Raw genomic sequence first — 17,774 nt, 5'->3', positions numbered from 1 at the left:
TGCCGGGCGGGGTCAGCGCTCCCCGCCCGGCACCCACAGCACGTCGCCCGTCTCCTTGTTCGCGGTGCGGGCCAGGATGAACAGCAGGTCCGACAGGCGGTTGAGGTAGGTCGCGGTCAGCGGGTTCATCGCCTCCGCGTGGACCTCGAGAGCCGCCCACGTGGAGCGCTCGGCCCGTCGTACGACCGTGCACGCCTGGTGCAGCAGTGCCGCGCCGGGTGTGCCACCGGGCAGGATGAAGGAGCGGAGCTTCTCCAGCTCGTCGTTGAAGCGGTCGCAGTCCGCCTCCAGCTTGTCGATGTAGAACTGCTCGACACGCAGCGGCGGAAACTTGGGATCCTCGACCACCGGGGTCGACAGGTCCGCCCCCACGTCGAACAGGTCGTTCTGCACGCGGGTGAGGACCGTGACGAGCTCCTCGTCGAGCCCGCCGAGCGCGATCGCCGTGCCGATCACCGCGTTCGCCTCATTGGCGTCCGCGTACGCCGAGATCCGAAGATCGGTCTTGGCGACCCGGCTCATGTCCCCGAGGGCGGTGGTGCCCTGGTCGCCGGTCCTGGTGTAGATGCGCGTCAGATTGACCATGACTCCAGCGTAGTTTCGCCCCGGCCGTCCGCCCACCATCGGCCGCGGGACGGAGGACCTGTTGGGTGAGGGGGCGCTCAACTGCGCCGTGCGGGACACGGGGTGAGCCATCCGGTGTGACGTCCGTCAGATGAGACGTGACGCGCATTACTTACCGGTCACACAGGCCCTCACGAGCGCTAGTGTCCGCCCGAGAGGCAGATATGAACAGCGCGTCAGGGGAGTCGCACAGTGGCACGGAAGCTCGCCGTCATCGGAGCCGGACTCATGGGGTCCGGTATCGCTCAGGTGTCCGCGCAGGCGGGCTGGGACGTCGTTCTGCGTGATGTCACCGACGAGGCGCTGACCCGCGGCCTCGACGGCATCAAGGCCTCGTACGACAAGTTCGTGAGCAAGGGCAAGCTGGAGGCGCACGACGCCGACGCCGCGCTCGCCCGCATCTCCGCCACCACCGACCTGGACGCCGCCGCGGACGCGGACATCGTCGTCGAGGCCGTGTTCGAGAAGCTCGAGGTCAAGCACGAGATCTTCCGGGCCCTCGACAAGATCGTCCGCGGTGACACCGTGCTCGCCTCCAACACCTCCGCGATCCCGATCACCAAGATCGCGGCGGCCAGCGAGCGCCCGGAGCGGGTCGTCGGCGTGCACTTCTTCTCGCCGGTCCCGATGATGCAGCTGTGCGAGCTGGTGCGCGGCTACAAGACGAGCGACGAAACCCTCGCCACCGCACGGGAGTTCGCCGAATCCGTCGGCAAGACCTGCATCGTCGTCAACCGTGATGTGGCCGGCTTCGTGACCACCCGCCTCATCTCCGCGCTCGTCGTCGAGGCGACGAAGCTGTACGAGTCCGGCGTGGCGAGTGCCGAGGACATCGACCTCGCCTGCAAGCTGGGCTTCGGCCATGCCATGGGACCCCTCGCCACGGCCGACCTGACGGGCGTGGACATCCTCCTGCACGCCACCGGCAACATCTACACCGAAACCCAGGACGAGAAGTTCGCCCCGCCGGAGCTGATGCGCCGGATGGTTGACGCCGGTGACATCGGGCGTAAGAGCGGGCAGGGCTTCTACAAGCACTGAAACCGCACGTGCCTCTCGCGTGTCACCTCATGGGGTGAATTCGGTATCGGTTCGCTTACAGACGGCAACCTGACCGCCACTCAGGCAGTCAGTCCTTGCACATCCACAGACACGGAGTACGAGAAGCACTCTCGGGGAGCGCATATGTACATCAGGGGCGACCACGCCGAGCTGGTCGTCGGGGGCCGCCTCGACGTACGCAGCGCGGCGGACGCCCGTACGGTCCTGCACTCGGCCGTCGACGACGGAGCCGGCGACCTGGTGCTCGACCTGTCCGAGCTGGACTCCTGGGACGCCACCGGCCTCGGTGTCATCATGGGAGCCCACCGACGAGCCGGGCGGTGCGGCCGAAGGCTCGTGCTGCGCGGCGTACCACCACAGATGCAGCGCCTGCTGGTGGCCACCCGACTGCACCGGATCCTGGCCATCGAGGGCGGCATCGGGGTCGAATCACTGCCCAGGGTGTGACCGCGTACGCGCCCACAGCGGCGTACGAAACACACCTCACGCACAATCCTCACGAAGCTGTGACGTCTCGGACGGCGCGGTACCCCGCCTGTTCATAGATACTGTGCGAAGGTTTAGGGTTCGGCTGCCCGCCGCCTGAAACCCTACGAGCGGGCACCGGACCAGAAGCGACAGCGCGGTGTGCAGCAAGGCCGGGAGGGGCCTGGGTACTGTCGCCGGACTCCCGTCTGCTGCGCGACGCCTGGCACGCACGCTCGCCGGGTTGCCGAAACGCCCTGGTAGCTCCGCTACGAGGGCATTCCGGCGCCTTGCGATCGGACGCACCAGACGCCGCGCGGCCCGCCCTTCGGGCGGACGCCGGGAGTCCGGCGACAGCACCCGCACACGACGCTTTTGGGGGGCTTGGAACATGGACCCGAACAACCGGGGACCCGAAGAGTACGGCCATGACGACGACGGCCAGGCGCCTCGCTCGCGCCCGCCGCGCGACCCGCTCACGGCCGACCTGGGCCCGAACACACCCGCACTCGCCCGCACCGTCCAGCTCGTGTCGGGCGACTACCTGCTCACCGTCAACCCCGTCGACGGCAGCGAGATCGAGGTCTGCCCGCCGGGGGAACGCCCGCCACGGCCCACGAAGTTCAATGCCGCCGAGCGCGCCGAACTGAACCGCGCCACCCGGCCGCCCGTACCGCCGGGACCGGCCCAGTCCCGACTGCCGCTCCTGGAGCGCGAGGAGGAGCGTGAGCGGCTCGTCCGCCTCCTGGCGCGCGGGCGCTCCGTACGCCTCACCGGCCCCGCGGGATCGGGCCGCACCAGCCTGCTCGACGCCGTCGCCGACGACTGCGCGGACCTCGCACCCGACGGTGTCGTACGCCTCAGCGGGTACCGGCGCACGGCGAGCGACCTGCTCCACGACCTCTTCGCCGCCGTCCACAACGCGCCGCTGTACCGGCCGGAACGGGACGAACTGCTCGAATTCGTCCACGGCATCGGCGCGGTGGTCGTCCTCGACGACGTGGAGATCGGCGGCAGCGCGCTCGACGAACTCCTCGACGCCACGCCCGAGTGCGCCTTCGTCATCGCCGCGACACCCGACGTGCCCGCCCCGTCGGCCGACTCGCTCCTCGAAGAGGTCCTCCTCGGCGGACTCGACCGCAGTGGTGGTCTCGAACTGCTCGAGCGGGCCGTCGGACGCGTCCTCACCGAGGAGGAGTCGAACTGGGCGGGCGACCTCTGGTTCGAGTCCGAGGGACTTCCGCTGCGCTTCGTACAGGCCGGGGCGCTGCTGCGGCAGCGCGACCAGCAGCGCGCCGAGCTGAGCGCCGTCGACGAGTACGGCCTCTTCGCCGACGCGCCCTTCGATGCGCCGGTGGACGCGCCCTTCGACACCGCGGACGGCCCCGAGGTGCCGCTGCCCTCGCTCGCCGAGGGCGCCGCACCCGCCTCCCTGCTCGCCTCCCGGCTCAGCGAGTCGGCCCGCGCCACCCTGCGATTCGCGGTCGCGCTGGGCGGCGAGGTGCCGCACCAGACCCATCTGCCCGCCCTCGTGGACGACACCCACGCCGATGCCGCGCTCGCCGAGCTGGCGAGCTGCGCGCTGGTCTCGCCGGTCGGCTCCCGCTACCGGCTCGCGGCCGGCGTGCAAGCCCAGCTGGAGGCCGACGGCTACGCCGACGGCCTGGCGGAACAGGCCCGCGCCGCGGCCCGGCACTACACCTGGTGGGCCGGACATCCCTCGGTCACCCCGGAGCGGGTCTGCGCCGAGGCCGACGCCGTGCTCGCCGCGCTCGCCGTCCTGGTCCCGCTCACCACGGCTCCGGTCGACGAGCAGGACGAGAGCCTCGCCGTGGAGCTGGCCCGCACGGCCGCGCCCGCGTTCGCCGGCGGCCTGAACTGGGGCGTCTGGGAGCGTGCGCTGCGCTTCGGCGCCGAGGCCTCCCGGCTCTCCGGTGAGGTCGGCGAACAGGCCTACTTCCACCACGAGTTGGGCATCCTCGCGCTCTGCGGCGGCCAGCTGGACCGGGCCCGCGCCGAGCTGGAGGCCTCCATCGGGCTGCGCGGCGCCCTCGCCGACAAGCGCGGCACCGTGGCGGGCCGCCGCGCCCTCGCGCTGGTCGCCGACCGCTCCGGAGCGGTGCTGCCCGGCGGGCTGCTGCCGGGCGGGCGTACGGCGGCGGGCGAGGAGGTGCCCGACGCGCGGCACGAGGAGTCGGCGTCGCCGCCCGGTGGCGTACCGTCCGCCTTCGCCCTTCAGGAGCCGGGCGGTGAGCCCTCGACGCTGGTCACCCACCGGGCCGAACCGGGTCCCGCGGCGAAGCGCGCGGGTGTCGCGGGCGTCGCGGGTCGGCTCGTCAGCGGCACCCGGCGCAACCTGGCAGCTGCGGGCGCGGGCGCGCTCCTGGCCGCCGTGCTCGGCACCGTGGTGACGCTCGGCGCGACCTCGAACAACAACACCGACGACCCGTCCGAGAAGGTCGGCGTCAACCCCTCGGCCAGCCAGGGCGCCGATGACGACAGCCTGGGCGCGGACAAGGCGAAGAACGACGACGGGGGCGGTGGTGGGGGGAGCGACACGGGCGCGGTGAGCGTGCCGACGGATCCGGGTCCTGACGGCACGTACGGGACGTCGGACGACCCGACGCCTCCGGTCAGCAGCGGTCAGCCGTCGGACGATCCGAGTGGGACGCAGGGGTCCGGCGATCCGTCGTCCCCGTCCACGACCAAGCCGCCGTCGACGTCGCCGACGACCAAGCCGCCGTCGTCCACGTCGAAGCCGCCGTCGCCGACGCCGACGACCAGTGAGCCGCCGTCGCCGACGACCAGTGAGCCGCCGTCGCCGACGCCGTCGACCGAGCCGTCCACCTCGGACTCCGCCAGCGGCCCCGCCTCCAGCGTCCCGGCGAGCACCACCGCCAGTGCCCCGGAGAGCAGTGCTGTCAGCGTTCCGGAGAGCAGCAGCGCCGCCGGTTCGCCCAGCGGCCCGGTGATCTGAGAGCACGGCAGAAAGGGAGGGAGGGCCGGGTCCGCCGACGGGACCCGGCCCTCCCTCTTTCTTGGCCGTTTGAGTCAGATTCGTGCGCGTCGGGACACGCGCCGGAACGTCAGAACAACCGCAGCTTGTCGTCCTCGATGCCGCGCATCGCGTTGTAGTCGAGGACGGTGCAGCCGATGCCGCGGTCCGTGGCGAGGACACGGGCCTGCGGCTTGATCTCCTGGGCGGCGAAGATCCCGCGGACCGGCGCGAGGTGCGGGTCGCGGTTCAGCAGCTCGAGATAGCGGGTGAGCTGCTCCACGCCGTCGATCTCGCCGCGCCGTTTGATCTCGATGGCGACGGTCTGGCCCTCCGCGTCACGGCACAGGATGTCGACGGGGCCGATGGCCGTCATGTACTCGCGGCGGATGAGCGTGTAGCCCTCGCCGAGGGTCTCGATGCGGTCGGCGAGGAGCTCCTGGAGGTGCGCTTCCACGCCGTCCTTGATCAGGCCGGGGTCCACGCCGAGTTCGTGCGAGGAGTCGTGGAGGATCTCCTCCATCGTGATGATGAGCTTCTCGCCCGCCTTGTTGATGACGGTCCAGACGCCTTCCTCGTCGCCCGAACCCTCCTTCAGGGTGCAGGGCGGAGACATCCAGTTGAGGGGCTTGTAGGCCCGGTCGTCCGCGTGGATCGAGACGCTGCCGTCCGCCTTCACGAGGATGAGGCGAGGGGCCGACGGGAGATGGGCGGTGAGCCGGCCCGCGTAGTCAACGGAACAGCGGGCAATGACGAGACGCATGGTCGGCAACGCTACTCGACGGGCACAGGTCCACGCGATTCGCCCTGGAAGACGCCTGTTCGGTGGTGGCTGATTGTGTGCCTACTGGGAGTCCACTGTGTGCGCATTCTCCTGGTGCCGTCACCGTCCGTTGCTTACCGTATAAACGGGTGGTCGCGATGCGTGTACTCATCGTGTTCGATATCGCGAATTCCCTGACCTGTCCGGCAACCCCCGAGGTCTGGGGGTGCGAGAGGAGAACCCATGTCGCTCGACGTCTCACCGGCCCTACTCGAACAGGCCGAGCGAGGCGAGGTCGACGAAGCTGAATTCGTCGACTGCGTCCGGACCTCCCTGCCCTACGCATGGGAGATGATCAGCTCCCTGGTGGCTCAGCTGAAGGTGGACGGCGGCAACTTCGCCGACAACCAGACGCCTCCGCCGGACGAGCAGGCACGTGGCCAGTTGCTGCGTGCGCTCGCGAGTGACGCGATACGCGGCGCGCTGCAGCGGCACTTCGGTGTCCGGCTGGCTTTCCAGAACTGCCACCGGGTGGCGGTGTTCCCACTGGACGCCTCAGTGGACGGCACGCTGACACGCTTCACCTCGGTCCGCAGTCAGGTGCTGAATCAGTCGCCGGAGTTCCGGGACTGCTGACGCCTTGATGCCGCATTGCTTGCCGCTCCGTACGCGGGAGGTGCATCTGTACCGGGGCGGCAAGCTCCCCGAGGGGCGGGGCGGGTCGCGAGGAGTGCTCGCGGCTGTGGACGGGCGCGTGGCTCAGTGGAGATGGGGGAGCACCTCGGTGCCGAGCCGTCGGACGTTCTCCTCCGTCGCCGCGAGGTCGCCCGAGCCCTCGACGAGGAGGGCGAAGTGGGAGATGCCGGTGCGTTCGGAGGTGGCCGCCAGACGGTCGGCGCACAGCCGTGGGGTGCCCACGGGGTGCAGCCCGCAGAGCAGTTCGGTGTACGCCAGCGGGTCCCGCATCGAGCGGGCGCGGCCGTCGACCGTCACATGGGCGTCCAGACCCTGCTTCAGCCAGCCCGGCATCGCCTTGGTGAGCGTCTCGACGGCGTCGCTGCGGCGGTCCGCGATCTGGCAGACGCCGGCCGAGACATGGGCGGCGGCGAAGATCTCGTCCGTCGGGTGGCCCGCCACACGCGCGTACTGCCGCCACAACGACACCATTTCAGCCTTCTCCTCGTCACCGACATGCATCCCGAGGAGCATCGGCAGCCCGCGCTCGGCCGCGAGCCGCACACTGGCCGGTGAGGTGCAGGCGACGACGACCTCGGGACCCGGCGCACCGCTCAGGGACTCCGACGGCCGTGGGACGACGGGGACTTCACGGAACGTGAACCGCTCGCCCCGGCCCTCGACGGACGGCTCGCGCAGCCAGCGCACCAGCAGATCGAGTGATTCCGGGAACCCCTTCTCGTACGCCTCGAGCCCCGAGCCGAAGACCTCCAGGTCGACCCACGGGCCGCCGCGCCCCACGCCCAGCGTGAAGCGGCCGCCGGAGGTCATGTGCAGCAGCGCGGCCTGTTCGCCGAGTGCGACGGGGTGGACGGTGGGCAGCACGCTCACCGCGGTGCCCACGCGGATGCGGTGGGTGCGGCCGAGCAGCAGCGCGGCCAGGGTGACGGCCGACGGGCATGTCCCGTACGGCACGAAGTGGTGCTCGGCCAGCCATACTGCGGCGAGGCCCGCTTCCTCGGTGAGTTCGGCGGTCCGCACCGCGCGGTGCAGTGCTTCTCCCTGGCCCTGTCCAGGGAATTGGGCCGCCAGTACAAAACTTCCAACGTGCATGGTGCTTCCTGCTTCCTCGGCTCCGACGTGGAGCTCCCCCACCGGCATAACCGTCCGACACGTGCCGAAGACACGGCTTGTCGGAGAGATTTGCGGATTGTCTGCAGAATGGGCCGACGGGAGGGCGATCTGTGAGGGTTGGCGGAGTACGCCTACCCTTGCGCGCGCCGCGTAGGCTGGACGAGGCCCCTGCTCCCTGTACAGCTCCGTGAGGTGTCCTGTGTCCCCGCGTCGCAACCGCCCCAAGGGTTCCGACTCGTCCGCCCGGGGCGCGTCCCCCGAAGACGGTGACCGCTCCGGGCGGTACGGCGGCTGGCAGTCCACGGAGAGCTGGCAGGGCGAGGCATGGAGCGTGCGCCACGTGGCGGGTGCCAGCGCCGAGGGCAAGACCTACCGATGCCCGGGGTGCGACCAGATGATCCCCTCCGGCGTCCCGCACGTGGTGGCCTGGCCGGAGCACTCGGGCGTCGACGAGCGCCGCCACTGGCACAAGGCCTGCTGGAACGCGAAGGACCGCCGCACCTCGAGGGTGCAGCGGTCCCGTAACGCGCCCAGGTTCTAGTTCCAGGCGACTTGTCTCTGCGGCGACTTCACACGTCCCGGCGCTCCAGCAGCAGGAACGCGCCGGCGATCGCCGCCGCCGTCACCCCGACGAGCAGGCCCAGTTGCGCGCCGCCGCCCCCGCTCTCACCGTCGAGCTGGAAGATCGTGGCGAGGGAACTGGGCGCGTTGTAGTCCAGCATCTTCTCGCCGATGCTGCGCATGCTGTCGGTCAGCAGCAGAAACTCGGGCAGGATCGCGGGCACCAGGACGACACCGAGCATCGCGGTGATCGCGCCCGCCGAGTGCCGCAGCATCGAGCCCACCGCGAGCGAGAGAACCCCGAGCAGCGAGACGTACAGCGCGCCCTTGATCACCGAGCCGCCCGATGAGACCGCCGCGGAGCCGTCGTGCAGTCCCGCGGTCACCAGGCCGACCAGGCCGATGGAGAACGCCGAGACGACATACGCGACCGCGAAGAAGATGATCAGCTTGGCGGCGAGTACCCGGTGCCGCTGCGGCGAGGCCGTGAACGTGGTCCGGATCATGCCCGTGCCGTACTCGGACGAGACCACGAGGACGCCCAGGGTGATCAGGCAGATCTGCCCGAGGATCAGCCCGAAGAAGGCCGGGACCGTGTACGGCACGTCGCTGAAGTCGGAGTCCTGGGTCTGCACCGCGACCAGGAACCCGATGCCGACCACCAGGAGCAGGAAGATGCCGAGCGTCCACATCGTGGAGCGCACCGACTTGATCTTCGTCCACTCGGAGCTGAGCGCGTGACCGAGGTGGGTGCGGGTGACCGGGATCGGCGAGGTGTACGAAGTGCCGGGCGCCGCCTGCCAGTTGGGGGCAGCGGCGGCCTGCTGCGGCATCGGGGGCTGGGGCGTGCTCATCGGGCGTCCTCGGGCTTGGTCAGGTCAGGGGCGGCAGGGGCGGCGGGTGCCGCGGAAGCCTGGGGGGCGGGCTGGGCGTACGGGTTGACGGCCGCGGCGCCGGGGGTGGTCGGAGCGGCCGGAGCACCGTACGGGCCGGGCTGAGCCGCACCCGGACCGCCCGGGCCACCCGGAGCCCCCGGGACGCCCGGAGCGCCGTACGGGCCCGCCTGGGGCCCTCCCTGCGGCATCGCGAACGGCTGCCCGCCCTGCTGGGGCGGCGGCGGGGCGTACCAGCCCGGCTGGCCCTGGCCCGGCACCGGCATGTGCGGCGGCGGCATGGCGCCCGGCGGCAGCTCCTGCTGGAGTCCGGCCCGCTGGTCGATCGTCGAGCGGTAGTCGACGGCGCTCTGCGTCATCCGCATGTACGCCTCCTCCAGCGAGGCCTGGTGCGGCGACAGCTCCCACAGGCGTACGTCGGAGGAGTGCGCGAGGTCGCTGATGCGCGCCAGCGGCAGGCCGGTGACACGGAGGGCGCCGTCCTGCTCGGGCAGCACCTGGCCGCCGGCCTCGGTCAGCGCGGCGGTGAGCTTCTCGCGCTGCTGCGGCTCGGTGTCCGGGGTGCGGACCCGGGCGAAGTCGGCCGAGTTGTGCGAGATGAAGTCCTTGATGTTCTGGTCGGCGAGCAGCTGCCCGCGGCCGATCACGATCAGGTGGTCGGCGGTCACCGCCATCTCGCTCATCAGGTGCGAGGAGACGAAGACCGTACGTCCCTCCGCCGCGAGTGCCTTCATCAGGTTGCGGACCCAGAGGATGCCCTCGGGGTCGAGGCCGTTGACCGGCTCGTCGAAGAGCAGCACCTGCGGGTCGCCGAGCAGCGCCGCCGCGATGCCGAGCCGCTGTCCCATGCCGAGCGAGAAGCCCTTGGAGCGCTTCTTGGCCACGTCCTGCAGGCCGACGACACCGAGGACCTCGTCCACGCGGCGGGCCGGGATGCCGGAGAGCTGGGCGAGGCAGAGCAGGTGGTTGCGGGCGTGCCGGCCGCCGTGCACGGCCTTGGCGTCGAGGAGGGCGCCGACCTGACGGGGCGCGTTGGGCAGCTTGCGGTACGGGAAGCCGCCGATCGTGACCTGCCCCGAGGTCGGGTTGTCGAGGCCGAGGATCATCCGCATCGTGGTCGACTTGCCCGAGCCGTTGGGCCCGAGGAAGCCGGTGACGGCGCCCGGCCGCACCTGGAAGGAAAGGTTGTACACGGCCGTCTTGGCGCCGTAGCGCTTCGTCAGGCCGACTGCCTCGATCATGCTCCGCACCCATCGAAAGGTTCAGGACGTCGGGGCACACGCCCCCGTAAGGCTTAGGAGGATATCGGGGCGCTGACGGTTCCACTCAAGAGAAAGTAAAAGAACGCAGGTCACGCCCATGCTTTGTCAGGTGCGCGTCGTGGCAGGTCCGAGGGTGAAACGGAATCCCGAGGGGCGAAAAATGGAAACCTGTCAGTCGCTCTCCGGCATCACGCGTCGCGCTTCTTGAGTACCGCGTACCCCCCGATGAGAGCCACGATCACCCAGAGCACCATGATCGCGAGACCGCCCCATGGCCCGTACGGAGTGTCGTCGTCGATCGGGGTCACCACCTGCATGATCTTGCTGCCGGCCTGGTCGGGCAGGTAACGGCCGACCTTCTTGGTCGCGGAAACGGCGCCGAGGATGTTGGAGATCAGGAAGAAGAACGGCATCAGGATGCCGAGCGAGAGCATCGGACTGCGCAACATCGCCGCGACGCCCATCGAGAAAACGGCGATGAGCGTCATATAGAGCCCGCCGCCGATCACCGCGCGCAGCACGCCGGGGTCACCGATCGACGCCTTGTGCGGGCCGAGCATGGCCTGGCCGAGGAAGAAGGCGACGAAGCTGGTGATGATGCCGACCACGAAGGCGAGGCCCGCCGCGACGGCGATCTTGCTGAAGAGGAAGCTGCCGCGCTGCGGAACCGCGGCGAGCGAGGTGCGGATCATTCCGGTGCTGTACTCGTTGCCGACGACGAGCACCCCGAAGACGATCATCGCCAGCTGACCGAGGCTCATCCCCGCGAAGCTGGTGAACGTCGGATCGAAGGAGAGCTGGTCGTTCACGGCCATGCTGTCGAACTCGTTCTTCGACAGCAGCGAGATCAGGATGCCCAGGGCGATCGTGACGACCGCGGCGAGACCGAGCGTCCAGACGGTGGACGCGACGGACCGGATCTTGGTCCACTCGGACCTGAGGACCTGCGTCGCGGCCATGGTCAGTCGCCCTTCTTCCAGTCGCTGCCCCAGGCCGGGCCGGGAGTCGGTCGGACGTGGGTGTCCGCGTGCGCGTGGTACTCCACCGACTCCGCTGTCAGCTGCATGAACGCCGCCTCCAGGGAGGCCTGTTGCGGACTGAGTTCGTGCAGCACGATCTGGTGCTGCGAGGCCAGCTCGCCGATGCGCTCGGACTTCGCGCCGTCCACTTCGAGCGTTTCGCCGCCCGCCTCGACGACCGTGATGCCCGCCCCGCGCAGCACGTCGAGCAGCCGTTCGCGCTGGGGGGAGCGGATACGGATGTACGACCGGGAGTTCTGCTGGATGAAGTCGGCCATGGACGTGTCCGCCAGCAGCCGTCCCTGGCCGATGACGACGATGTGGTCGGCGGTCAGCGCCATCTCGCTCATCAGATGGGAGGAGACGAAGACGGTACGGCCCTGGGCGGCAAGGGATTTCATGAGGTTGCGGATCCAGTGGATGCCCTCGGGGTCGAGGCCGTTGACCGGCTCGTCGAACATCAGGATCCGCGGGTCGCCGAGCAGCGCGCCCGCGATGCCCAGACGCTGGCCCATACCGAGCGAGAAGCCCTTGGCCTTCTGCCTCGCGACCGAGGTGAGGCCCACCGTGTCGAGGACCTCGTGCACCCGCGCCTTCGGGATGCCGTTGCTCTGGGCGAGGCAGAGCAGGTGGTTGAAGGCGCTGCGGCCGCCGTGCATGGCCTTGGCGTCGAGCAAAGCGCCGATGTACTTCAGCGGGTTCTTGAGGTGGTCGTAGTGCTGTCCGTCGATCCGTACGTCGCCGGTGGTGGGGTGGTCGAGACCGAGGATCATGCGCATGGTCGTGGACTTGCCGGCGCCGTTCGGTCCGAGGAAGCCGGTCACGATGCCGGGTCTGACGGCGAAGGTCAGATGGTTGACTGCCACCTTCTCGCCGTACCGCTTGGTCAGCCCCTCGAGCTCGATCATGCGGCAACGCTAAGACGGGCCCTTTGGCTGTGCCACTTGAACGGGTCTGCCCTGCCGCGTGTTCGCCGTTGCTGGGTGCCGCGCCGTCGGGGCTGGTCGCGCCCACGCGGCGGAGCCGGATGATGTCCCAGCCCCGCGCCCCTGGAAGCCTCGTATACATGGCAACGGCCCGCACCCCCGATGAAGAAGGGTGCGGGCCGGAGTCGATACCAGGAACTTACCGGGTCTGCTGGGCCGGAACCCCGCGGGAGATCGGCTCTTCCTCGGCCGGGGCGGTCGTGGCGGCCACCGCGGCGCCCGTGAGCGTGGCGAGCATCTCGCGGACGTTCGTCAGCTGGGCGTTGATCGAGTCGCGACGGTTCGTCAGCGCCGCCAGCTCGCGCTCGGATTCCGAGCGGATGCGGTCGGCCTTGGCGTTCGCGTCGGCCACGATGTCCTCGGCCTGGCGCTGAGCCGTCTCCACCGTCTGGCGAGCGCGACGCTCGGCGTCCGTGCGCAGCTTCTCGGCCTCCAGGCGCAGCTGCTCCGCGCGGTGCTCGATCTCCGCGAGGCGCTTCTCGGCCTTGGCCTGACGCGACGCCAGGTCGCGCTCGGACTGCTCGCGACGCTTGGCGAGGTTCGTCTCGAAGTCGGCGGCGGCCTGGGCGGCCTTCGCGCGGGTCTCCTCGAAGAGGGCGTCCGCCTCCTCGCGCTTGGACTGCGCGTCCTTCTGCGCCTCCTGGCGCAGCTGCGAGGCGTCGCTCTTGGCCTTCTCGACGATCCGGACGCCCTCGTCCTCCGCCTTGGCCTTGCGGTCCGACGCGAACGATTCTGCGTCGTTGCGCACCTGCTGGGCCGCCGACTCGGCGAGCTCACGGTGCTGCTCGGACGCGCGACGGGCCTCCTCGCGCAGGTCCTTCGCCTCCTCCTCGGCGAGGCGGAGGATCTTCTCGACGCGCGCGCCGAGACCCGCGTACGACGGCTCTGCGTCGCTGACCTGGGCCTGGGCGTTCTGCGTCTCGAGGTGGAGTTCCTCGATGCGCTTTTCCAGAGCAGTGATACGGGCCAGAGCGCTGTCACGGTCGGAGACGAGCTTCGAAATGCGTTCGTCCACCTGAGCGCGGTCGTACCCACGCCGCACAAGCTCGAAGCCGTAGGGGGAAGTGTCGCTCATGGGGTTCCTGTCGAATGAGACCGGTGAGGTGATAGGGGGAATCCTAGGGGTCAAAGCGGCGAGTCATCGAGCGGATGCGTGTTTGATCTGGAGAATGAGACTCCTTTTGGGTGGCTAACTGTCGGAGGACTTGCCAGAGCCTGTGTCAAAGACCCCTGCAAAGCACGGAATAGGCACTTCTGGCTAGCCCTCTGACGACTTGCCACTCGAACGAGTCGCACCGACGGCAGCGCCCGCCTTGACCCCACCGTCCTTGTTACCGGATGGGGCCTCAAAGGACTCCAAAGCCTCGAGGACGTCCTGGACACGGGAAATCTCGGCGTTGATGTCCTCGCGCCGGCGGACCAGCACTTCGAGTTCGCGCTTGCCCTCCTCGACCGCGCGCCGCGCCTCGCGGATGGCCTCGGCCTTGATCTCCGTCGCCTCGGCGACGAGCGAGGTCTTCTTCTGCTCGGCCTCCTTGAGGAGACCCTCGGCCTTCCTGACGGCGGCGATCCGGACCTTGCTCGCTTCGGAGTTGGCCTCCGAAACCAGGTCCTTCGCCTTCGCCTCGGCCTCGGCGAGCTGCTCCTCGGCAGCCTTCACGAGCGCGTCGCAGCGCTCGCCGGCGGTCTTCATCGTCTCCGCCGACTCACGGCGGGCCCGTTCGTGCAGTTCCTCGATCTCGCCGGTGATCCGGTCCCGCAGCTCCTCCGCGCGCTCCCTGATGGCCGTCGCGTCCCGGCGCGCGCCGACCAGCAGCTCGTCCGCGTCCGTACGGGACCGCTCCACCAGGGAGTTGCCTTCGATGGTTGCTTCGGAGACCAGCCGCTCGGCCTCGTTGCGCGCGGCGCCGACCATCGAGTCGGCCTGCGCCTCGGCGTCCGCCGTGGTCTTCTGCGCGGACTGCTGCGCCTCGGCGAGCAGCTTGTCGGCCTCGGACGCCGTCTCCGTGATGAGCGTGTCGACCTGCTCGGCCGCCTCGGAGCGCCGCTTGTTGGCCTCCTGGCGTGCCGCGTCCAGCGTCCGGTCCGCCTCCTCGCGCGCGGCCGACGTGAGCCGCTCGGCCTCCGACTCCGCCTGGGACTTGAGCCGCTCGGACTCGCTGCGGATCCGCTCGGCGTGCTGCTGTGCGGAACCGACCGTCTCGGCGGCCTCGGCACGCAGCCGCTCGGCCTCCCCGGTCGCGTCCGAGACCAACTGGTCCGCCGTGGCCACGGATTCCGCGCGGACCCGCTCGGCCTCCGCGTTCGTCTCCGTGGTGAGCCGCTCGGCCTCGGAACGCGCCTCGTTGATGAGTGTGTCCGCCTGCGTGGCCGCGTCCGAACGGATCCGGTTCGCGTCCTCCCGAGCCTCGGCGCGGCTGCGCGAGGCGTCCTGCTCGGCGCCGGCGATCGTGTCCGACGCCTCGGTCCGGACCCGCTGGGCGTGCTCGGCGGCGTCGGAGCGCAGCCGCTCGGACTCGGCGATCGCCTCCGAAACCGTGCGCTCCGCAAGCGACTTGGCGGCGTCCGTCTCCGCGGCGGCCTCGCGCCGGATGCGGCTCGCGTCCTCGGACGCCCGCTCCCGCTCCGCGTACGCGTCGGCGCGGACCCGGTCCGCCTCCTCCTGCGCCTCGGTGCGGGTACGGTCCGCGGCGTGCTCGGCGGCGCTGCGCAGGCCGGTGATCTCGTCCTGGGCCTGCTCGTGCAGCCCGGCCACGGAGTCACGCACCTGCTGCGCGGTCTGCTCGGCGTTCAAGACCATCTCGGTCGCGCGCCGGTCGGCCTCCTCGACCAGCCGTACGGCCTCGGTCTGGGCCTCCTCCACGCGGTTACGGGCGGACGCGAGGAGTTCCTCGCTCTGCTCGCGGGCCCGCTCGCGCTCCTGGCCGGCCTCCTGGCGTGCCGAACCGAGGAGCTCCTCGGCCTCGCGGCGGCGCCGGACGGCCTCCTCCTGGGCGGCGGCCAGCGTCTCGGCGCCCTCGGACGCCAGCCGCTCGGCCGCGGCCTGCGCCTCCGCCCGTACCCGATCGGCGCTGTCCTGGGCCTCCGACTTCAGCCGCTCGGCCTCCGCCGCGGCCTCCGAACGCAGTCGTACGGCGATGGACTCGCCCTCGGCCCGCGAGGCGGACGCGTCCGCGGCGGCCTCGTCGCGCAGCCGCTCGGCCTCCGCCTCGGCCTGCGCCTGGAGCGTACGCAGCCGCTCGGCGGCCTCGCCACGCAGCCGGTCCGTCTCCTCGGCGGCCTCGCGGCGGATCCGCTCGGCCTCCGCGCGCGCGTCGCTGAGCGCCTGCTCGGCCGAGGCGAGCCGCTGCTCGGCCTCGGTGTGCAGCCGGGTCAGCTCCTCGGCGGCATCCGCCCGACGGGCCGCTATGGCCCGCTCGGTCTCCTCGCGCATCCCCTCGGAGGCCCGCTCGGCCTCCGCCTTGATCGTGTCGGCCAGCTCGACGGCCTCGGCGCGATTGCGCTCGGCCTCCTTGCGGGTGCGCTCCAGGGTCTCCTCGGCCTGCCGGCGCAACGTGGTCGCCCGCTCGATGGCCTCGGTGCGAACGCGCTCGCTGTCGGTGGTGGCGGTGGCGCGCAGTTCGTCCGCGTCCGCCTTGGCCTTCGCGAGCAGTTCCTCAGCGGTCTTGGCCGCTTCCTCGATCTGCTGTACGGCCTCACGGCGGGCCTCGGCGCGAATGCGCTCGCCCTCGGCCACCGCGTCGGCGCGCAGCTGCTCGGCGTCGCCGCGCAGCCGGCGCGCCTCCTCCTGCAGCTCGACCGTCTTGGCCCGGTACTCCTTGGTGTCGTCCTTCGCCGTGCCCTTGAGCTGCTCGGCGATGTCGTGTGCCTCGGCGCGCAGCCGGTCCGCCTCGGTCTCCGCCTCGGTGCGGATCCGCTCGGCCTCCTCGGCCGCCGCCTTCGTGGTCGCCTTGGCCTCGTCGGACGCCTTGTTGAGTACGTCCTCGGCGGTACGGGCCGCCTTGGCCAGCTGGGACGCCGTCTCCTCGGCGGTGAGGCTGCGGGCGGTCTCCTCGGCCTCCGTGACGATCTGCTCGGCCTTGGTACGCGCGTCCGCGACGACCTGCTCGGCCTCCGACTTGGTGGTCTCGGCCTCCTGGTTGGCCTCGCTGACCAGCCGGGCGACCTGCTCCTTCGCCGTACGAGTGCGCTGCTCGTTCGCCGACTCCGCGCTGGAGAGGGCCTTGGCCGCGGCCTCCTTCGCCTCGGCCACGAGCTTGTCCGCCTCGGACCGCGCCTCGCGCAGCGCCGCCTCGGCCTCGGTCATGCGCTGCTCGGCGGCCCGGCTCAGCTCGGTGGCCTGGCGACGGGCGGAGTCCGACTCGCTCGCCGTGGAGCTGCGCAGTTGCTCGGCGTGGTCGGTGGCCTCCTGGGCCTGCGTGGACGCGGCGTTCAGCAGCCGCTCAGCGTCCGTGCGGGCCCGGCGCAGCAGCGCCTCGGCCTCCGCGCGGGCCGACTCGGCGTCGGTCGTGAGCCGCTGGCGGGCCTCGGCGGCGATCCGCTCGGCCTCGGCGCGGGCGGTGCTCAGCGCCTGGTCGGCCTCGGTGCGCGACTCCTCCAGGAGCCGGCGGGCCTGCTGCTCGCTCCGGGCGCGCAGCTGCTCGGCCCACGCCACGTTCTCGTTGACGTGCGACTCGACGGTCTGGCGGCGCTCGGCCAGCTCCTGATCGAGCTGCTGGCGCCGTGTGACCGCCTCGGCGTGCAGCTCGGCCTGCAGCCGGGCGGCCTGCTCGGCGTGCTCCTGCAGGATGCGCTGCGTCTGCGCACGGGCCTGACTCATCTCGCGCTCGGCATCGGCGCGCAGCTGGTCGGCCTGCATCTGGGCATTACGGAGCAGCTGCTCGGCCTGATAGCCGAGGTCGCCGCCGCTCTCGTAGGCAGGCCGGGTCGCCAGACTGCGCCGCGCCTCGTGCAGCTTGGCGCGCAGCACCTCGACCTGGTAGCCGAGGTCCTCGGCGTGCTGGATCGCCTTTTCCCGCTCGGTCTTCAGCCGCTCCATCTCGGCCTCGAACCGAGAGAGGTGGTCGACGTCAGCCGCCGGCTCTCGCTCCTGGCGTTCGTAGCCCCGCACTGCGCGGTCCCATCCGTCCCCTGGTCGCAAGTTTCTCCAAACGAGCCCCGTCCATCCGCCGAACGGTGCCCCCGGGGAATGGTGTCAGATCAGCAGCGGAGCACGGGCTGTCGCCCCGACGCTCGTCCCCCGAAACCTGGACCCCGGCCCTTGGTCAAGCCACCGCGAGGACGGCATGACCTCGGGGCCTGTCACCGGACAGGCCCCGGTGCCGCCCCGAAATGG

The 17,774-nt window shown here is 70.8% G+C and carries 14 protein-coding genes; 5 read left to right on the top strand and 9 right to left on the bottom strand.

What is annotated here, in order from left to right; genetic code table 11:
* Window positions 1-12: 12 nt before the first annotated feature.
* Window positions 13-585: a cob(I)yrinic acid a,c-diamide adenosyltransferase gene (locus ACX28W_RS27040; protein ID WP_459002098.1), complete on the bottom strand. Its 573-nt coding sequence runs from the start codon at window positions 583-585 to the stop codon at window positions 13-15.
* Window positions 586-816: 231 nt separating this feature from the next.
* Here ACX28W_RS27040 and ACX28W_RS27035 point away from each other — a divergent pair, with 231 nt between their 5' ends.
* From ACX28W_RS27035 to ACX28W_RS27025, 3 genes are all read left to right on the top strand, one after another.
* On the top strand, window positions 817-1,665 hold the full coding sequence (locus tag ACX28W_RS27035; protein WP_459002097.1) for a 3-hydroxyacyl-CoA dehydrogenase family protein: 849 nt from the start codon (window positions 817-819) through the stop codon (window positions 1,663-1,665).
* A gap of 144 nt (window positions 1,666-1,809) precedes the next feature.
* The gene (locus ACX28W_RS27030; RefSeq protein ID WP_261707178.1) at window positions 1,810-2,133 is read left to right on the top strand and encodes an STAS domain-containing protein; all 324 of its coding nucleotides are present in this window, start codon (window positions 1,810-1,812) and stop codon (window positions 2,131-2,133) included.
* Between the two features lie 409 nt (window positions 2,134-2,542).
* Complete coding sequence (locus ACX28W_RS27025) at window positions 2,543-5,128, top strand: ATP-binding protein (protein WP_459002095.1); 2,586 nt, start codon at window positions 2,543-2,545, stop codon at window positions 5,126-5,128.
* A gap of 109 nt (window positions 5,129-5,237) precedes the next feature.
* On the opposite strand, the gene nucS is transcribed toward ACX28W_RS27025, so the two are convergent.
* Window positions 5,238-5,909 carry an endonuclease NucS gene (gene nucS, locus ACX28W_RS27020; protein WP_459002093.1) on the bottom strand — a complete coding sequence of 224 codons (672 nt, stop codon included), beginning with the start codon at window positions 5,907-5,909 and terminating at the stop codon, window positions 5,238-5,240.
* A 243-nt stretch (window positions 5,910-6,152) separates the two neighbouring features.
* Between nucS and ACX28W_RS27015 the strand changes: the two genes are divergently transcribed.
* Complete coding sequence (locus tag ACX28W_RS27015) at window positions 6,153-6,545, top strand: SCO5389 family protein (protein WP_459002092.1); 393 nt, start codon at window positions 6,153-6,155, stop codon at window positions 6,543-6,545.
* A gap of 123 nt (window positions 6,546-6,668) precedes the next feature.
* Here the strand turns inward: ACX28W_RS27015 and ACX28W_RS27010 are convergent, their stop codons facing one another.
* Window positions 6,669-7,697: an LLM class flavin-dependent oxidoreductase gene (locus tag ACX28W_RS27010; RefSeq protein WP_459002090.1), complete on the bottom strand. Its 1,029-nt coding sequence runs from the start codon at window positions 7,695-7,697 to the stop codon at window positions 6,669-6,671.
* Between the two features lie 220 nt (window positions 7,698-7,917).
* On the opposite strand from ACX28W_RS27010, the gene ACX28W_RS27005 reads away from it, so the two are divergent.
* Window positions 7,918-8,259: an ATP/GTP-binding protein gene (locus ACX28W_RS27005; RefSeq protein WP_459002088.1), complete on the top strand. Its 342-nt coding sequence runs from the start codon at window positions 7,918-7,920 to the stop codon at window positions 8,257-8,259.
* Between the two features lie 28 nt (window positions 8,260-8,287).
* Here ACX28W_RS27005 and ACX28W_RS27000 read toward each other — a convergent pair whose 3' ends face one another.
* From ACX28W_RS27000 to scy, 6 genes are all read right to left on the bottom strand, one after another.
* Entirely contained in the window at window positions 8,288-9,133 is an 846-nt protein-coding gene (locus ACX28W_RS27000) for an ABC transporter permease (RefSeq protein ID WP_459002086.1), read from the bottom strand.
* Window positions 9,130-10,413 (bottom strand): ABC transporter ATP-binding protein, encoded by a 1,284-nt coding sequence (locus tag ACX28W_RS26995; protein WP_459002084.1) that lies wholly within the window; start codon window positions 10,411-10,413, stop codon window positions 9,130-9,132. Before ACX28W_RS26995 ends, ACX28W_RS27000 begins: the two co-directional genes overlap by 4 nt.
* Before the next feature lie 209 nt (window positions 10,414-10,622).
* Window positions 10,623-11,393, bottom strand: coding sequence for an ABC transporter permease (locus ACX28W_RS26990; protein ID WP_459002082.1), 771 nt, complete (start codon window positions 11,391-11,393; stop codon window positions 10,623-10,625).
* Between the two features lie 2 nt (window positions 11,394-11,395).
* Window positions 11,396-12,361 (bottom strand): ABC transporter ATP-binding protein, encoded by a 966-nt coding sequence (locus ACX28W_RS26985; RefSeq protein WP_459002080.1) that lies wholly within the window; start codon window positions 12,359-12,361, stop codon window positions 11,396-11,398.
* A gap of 217 nt (window positions 12,362-12,578) precedes the next feature.
* Entirely contained in the window at window positions 12,579-13,514 is a 936-nt protein-coding gene (locus ACX28W_RS26980; RefSeq protein ID WP_459002079.1) for a cellulose-binding protein, read from the bottom strand.
* 183 nt (window positions 13,515-13,697) lie between these two features.
* Entirely contained in the window at window positions 13,698-17,549 is a 3,852-nt protein-coding gene (gene scy / locus ACX28W_RS26975; RefSeq protein WP_459002078.1) for a polarized growth protein Scy, read from the bottom strand.
* Window positions 17,550-17,774: the final 225 nt, after the last annotated feature.

This window comes from Streptomyces sp. SD15 (genome assembly GCF_054462255.1).
The sequence above is the reverse complement of the archived record's forward strand: the minus strand, read 5'-3'. Positions and strand labels throughout refer to the sequence as shown.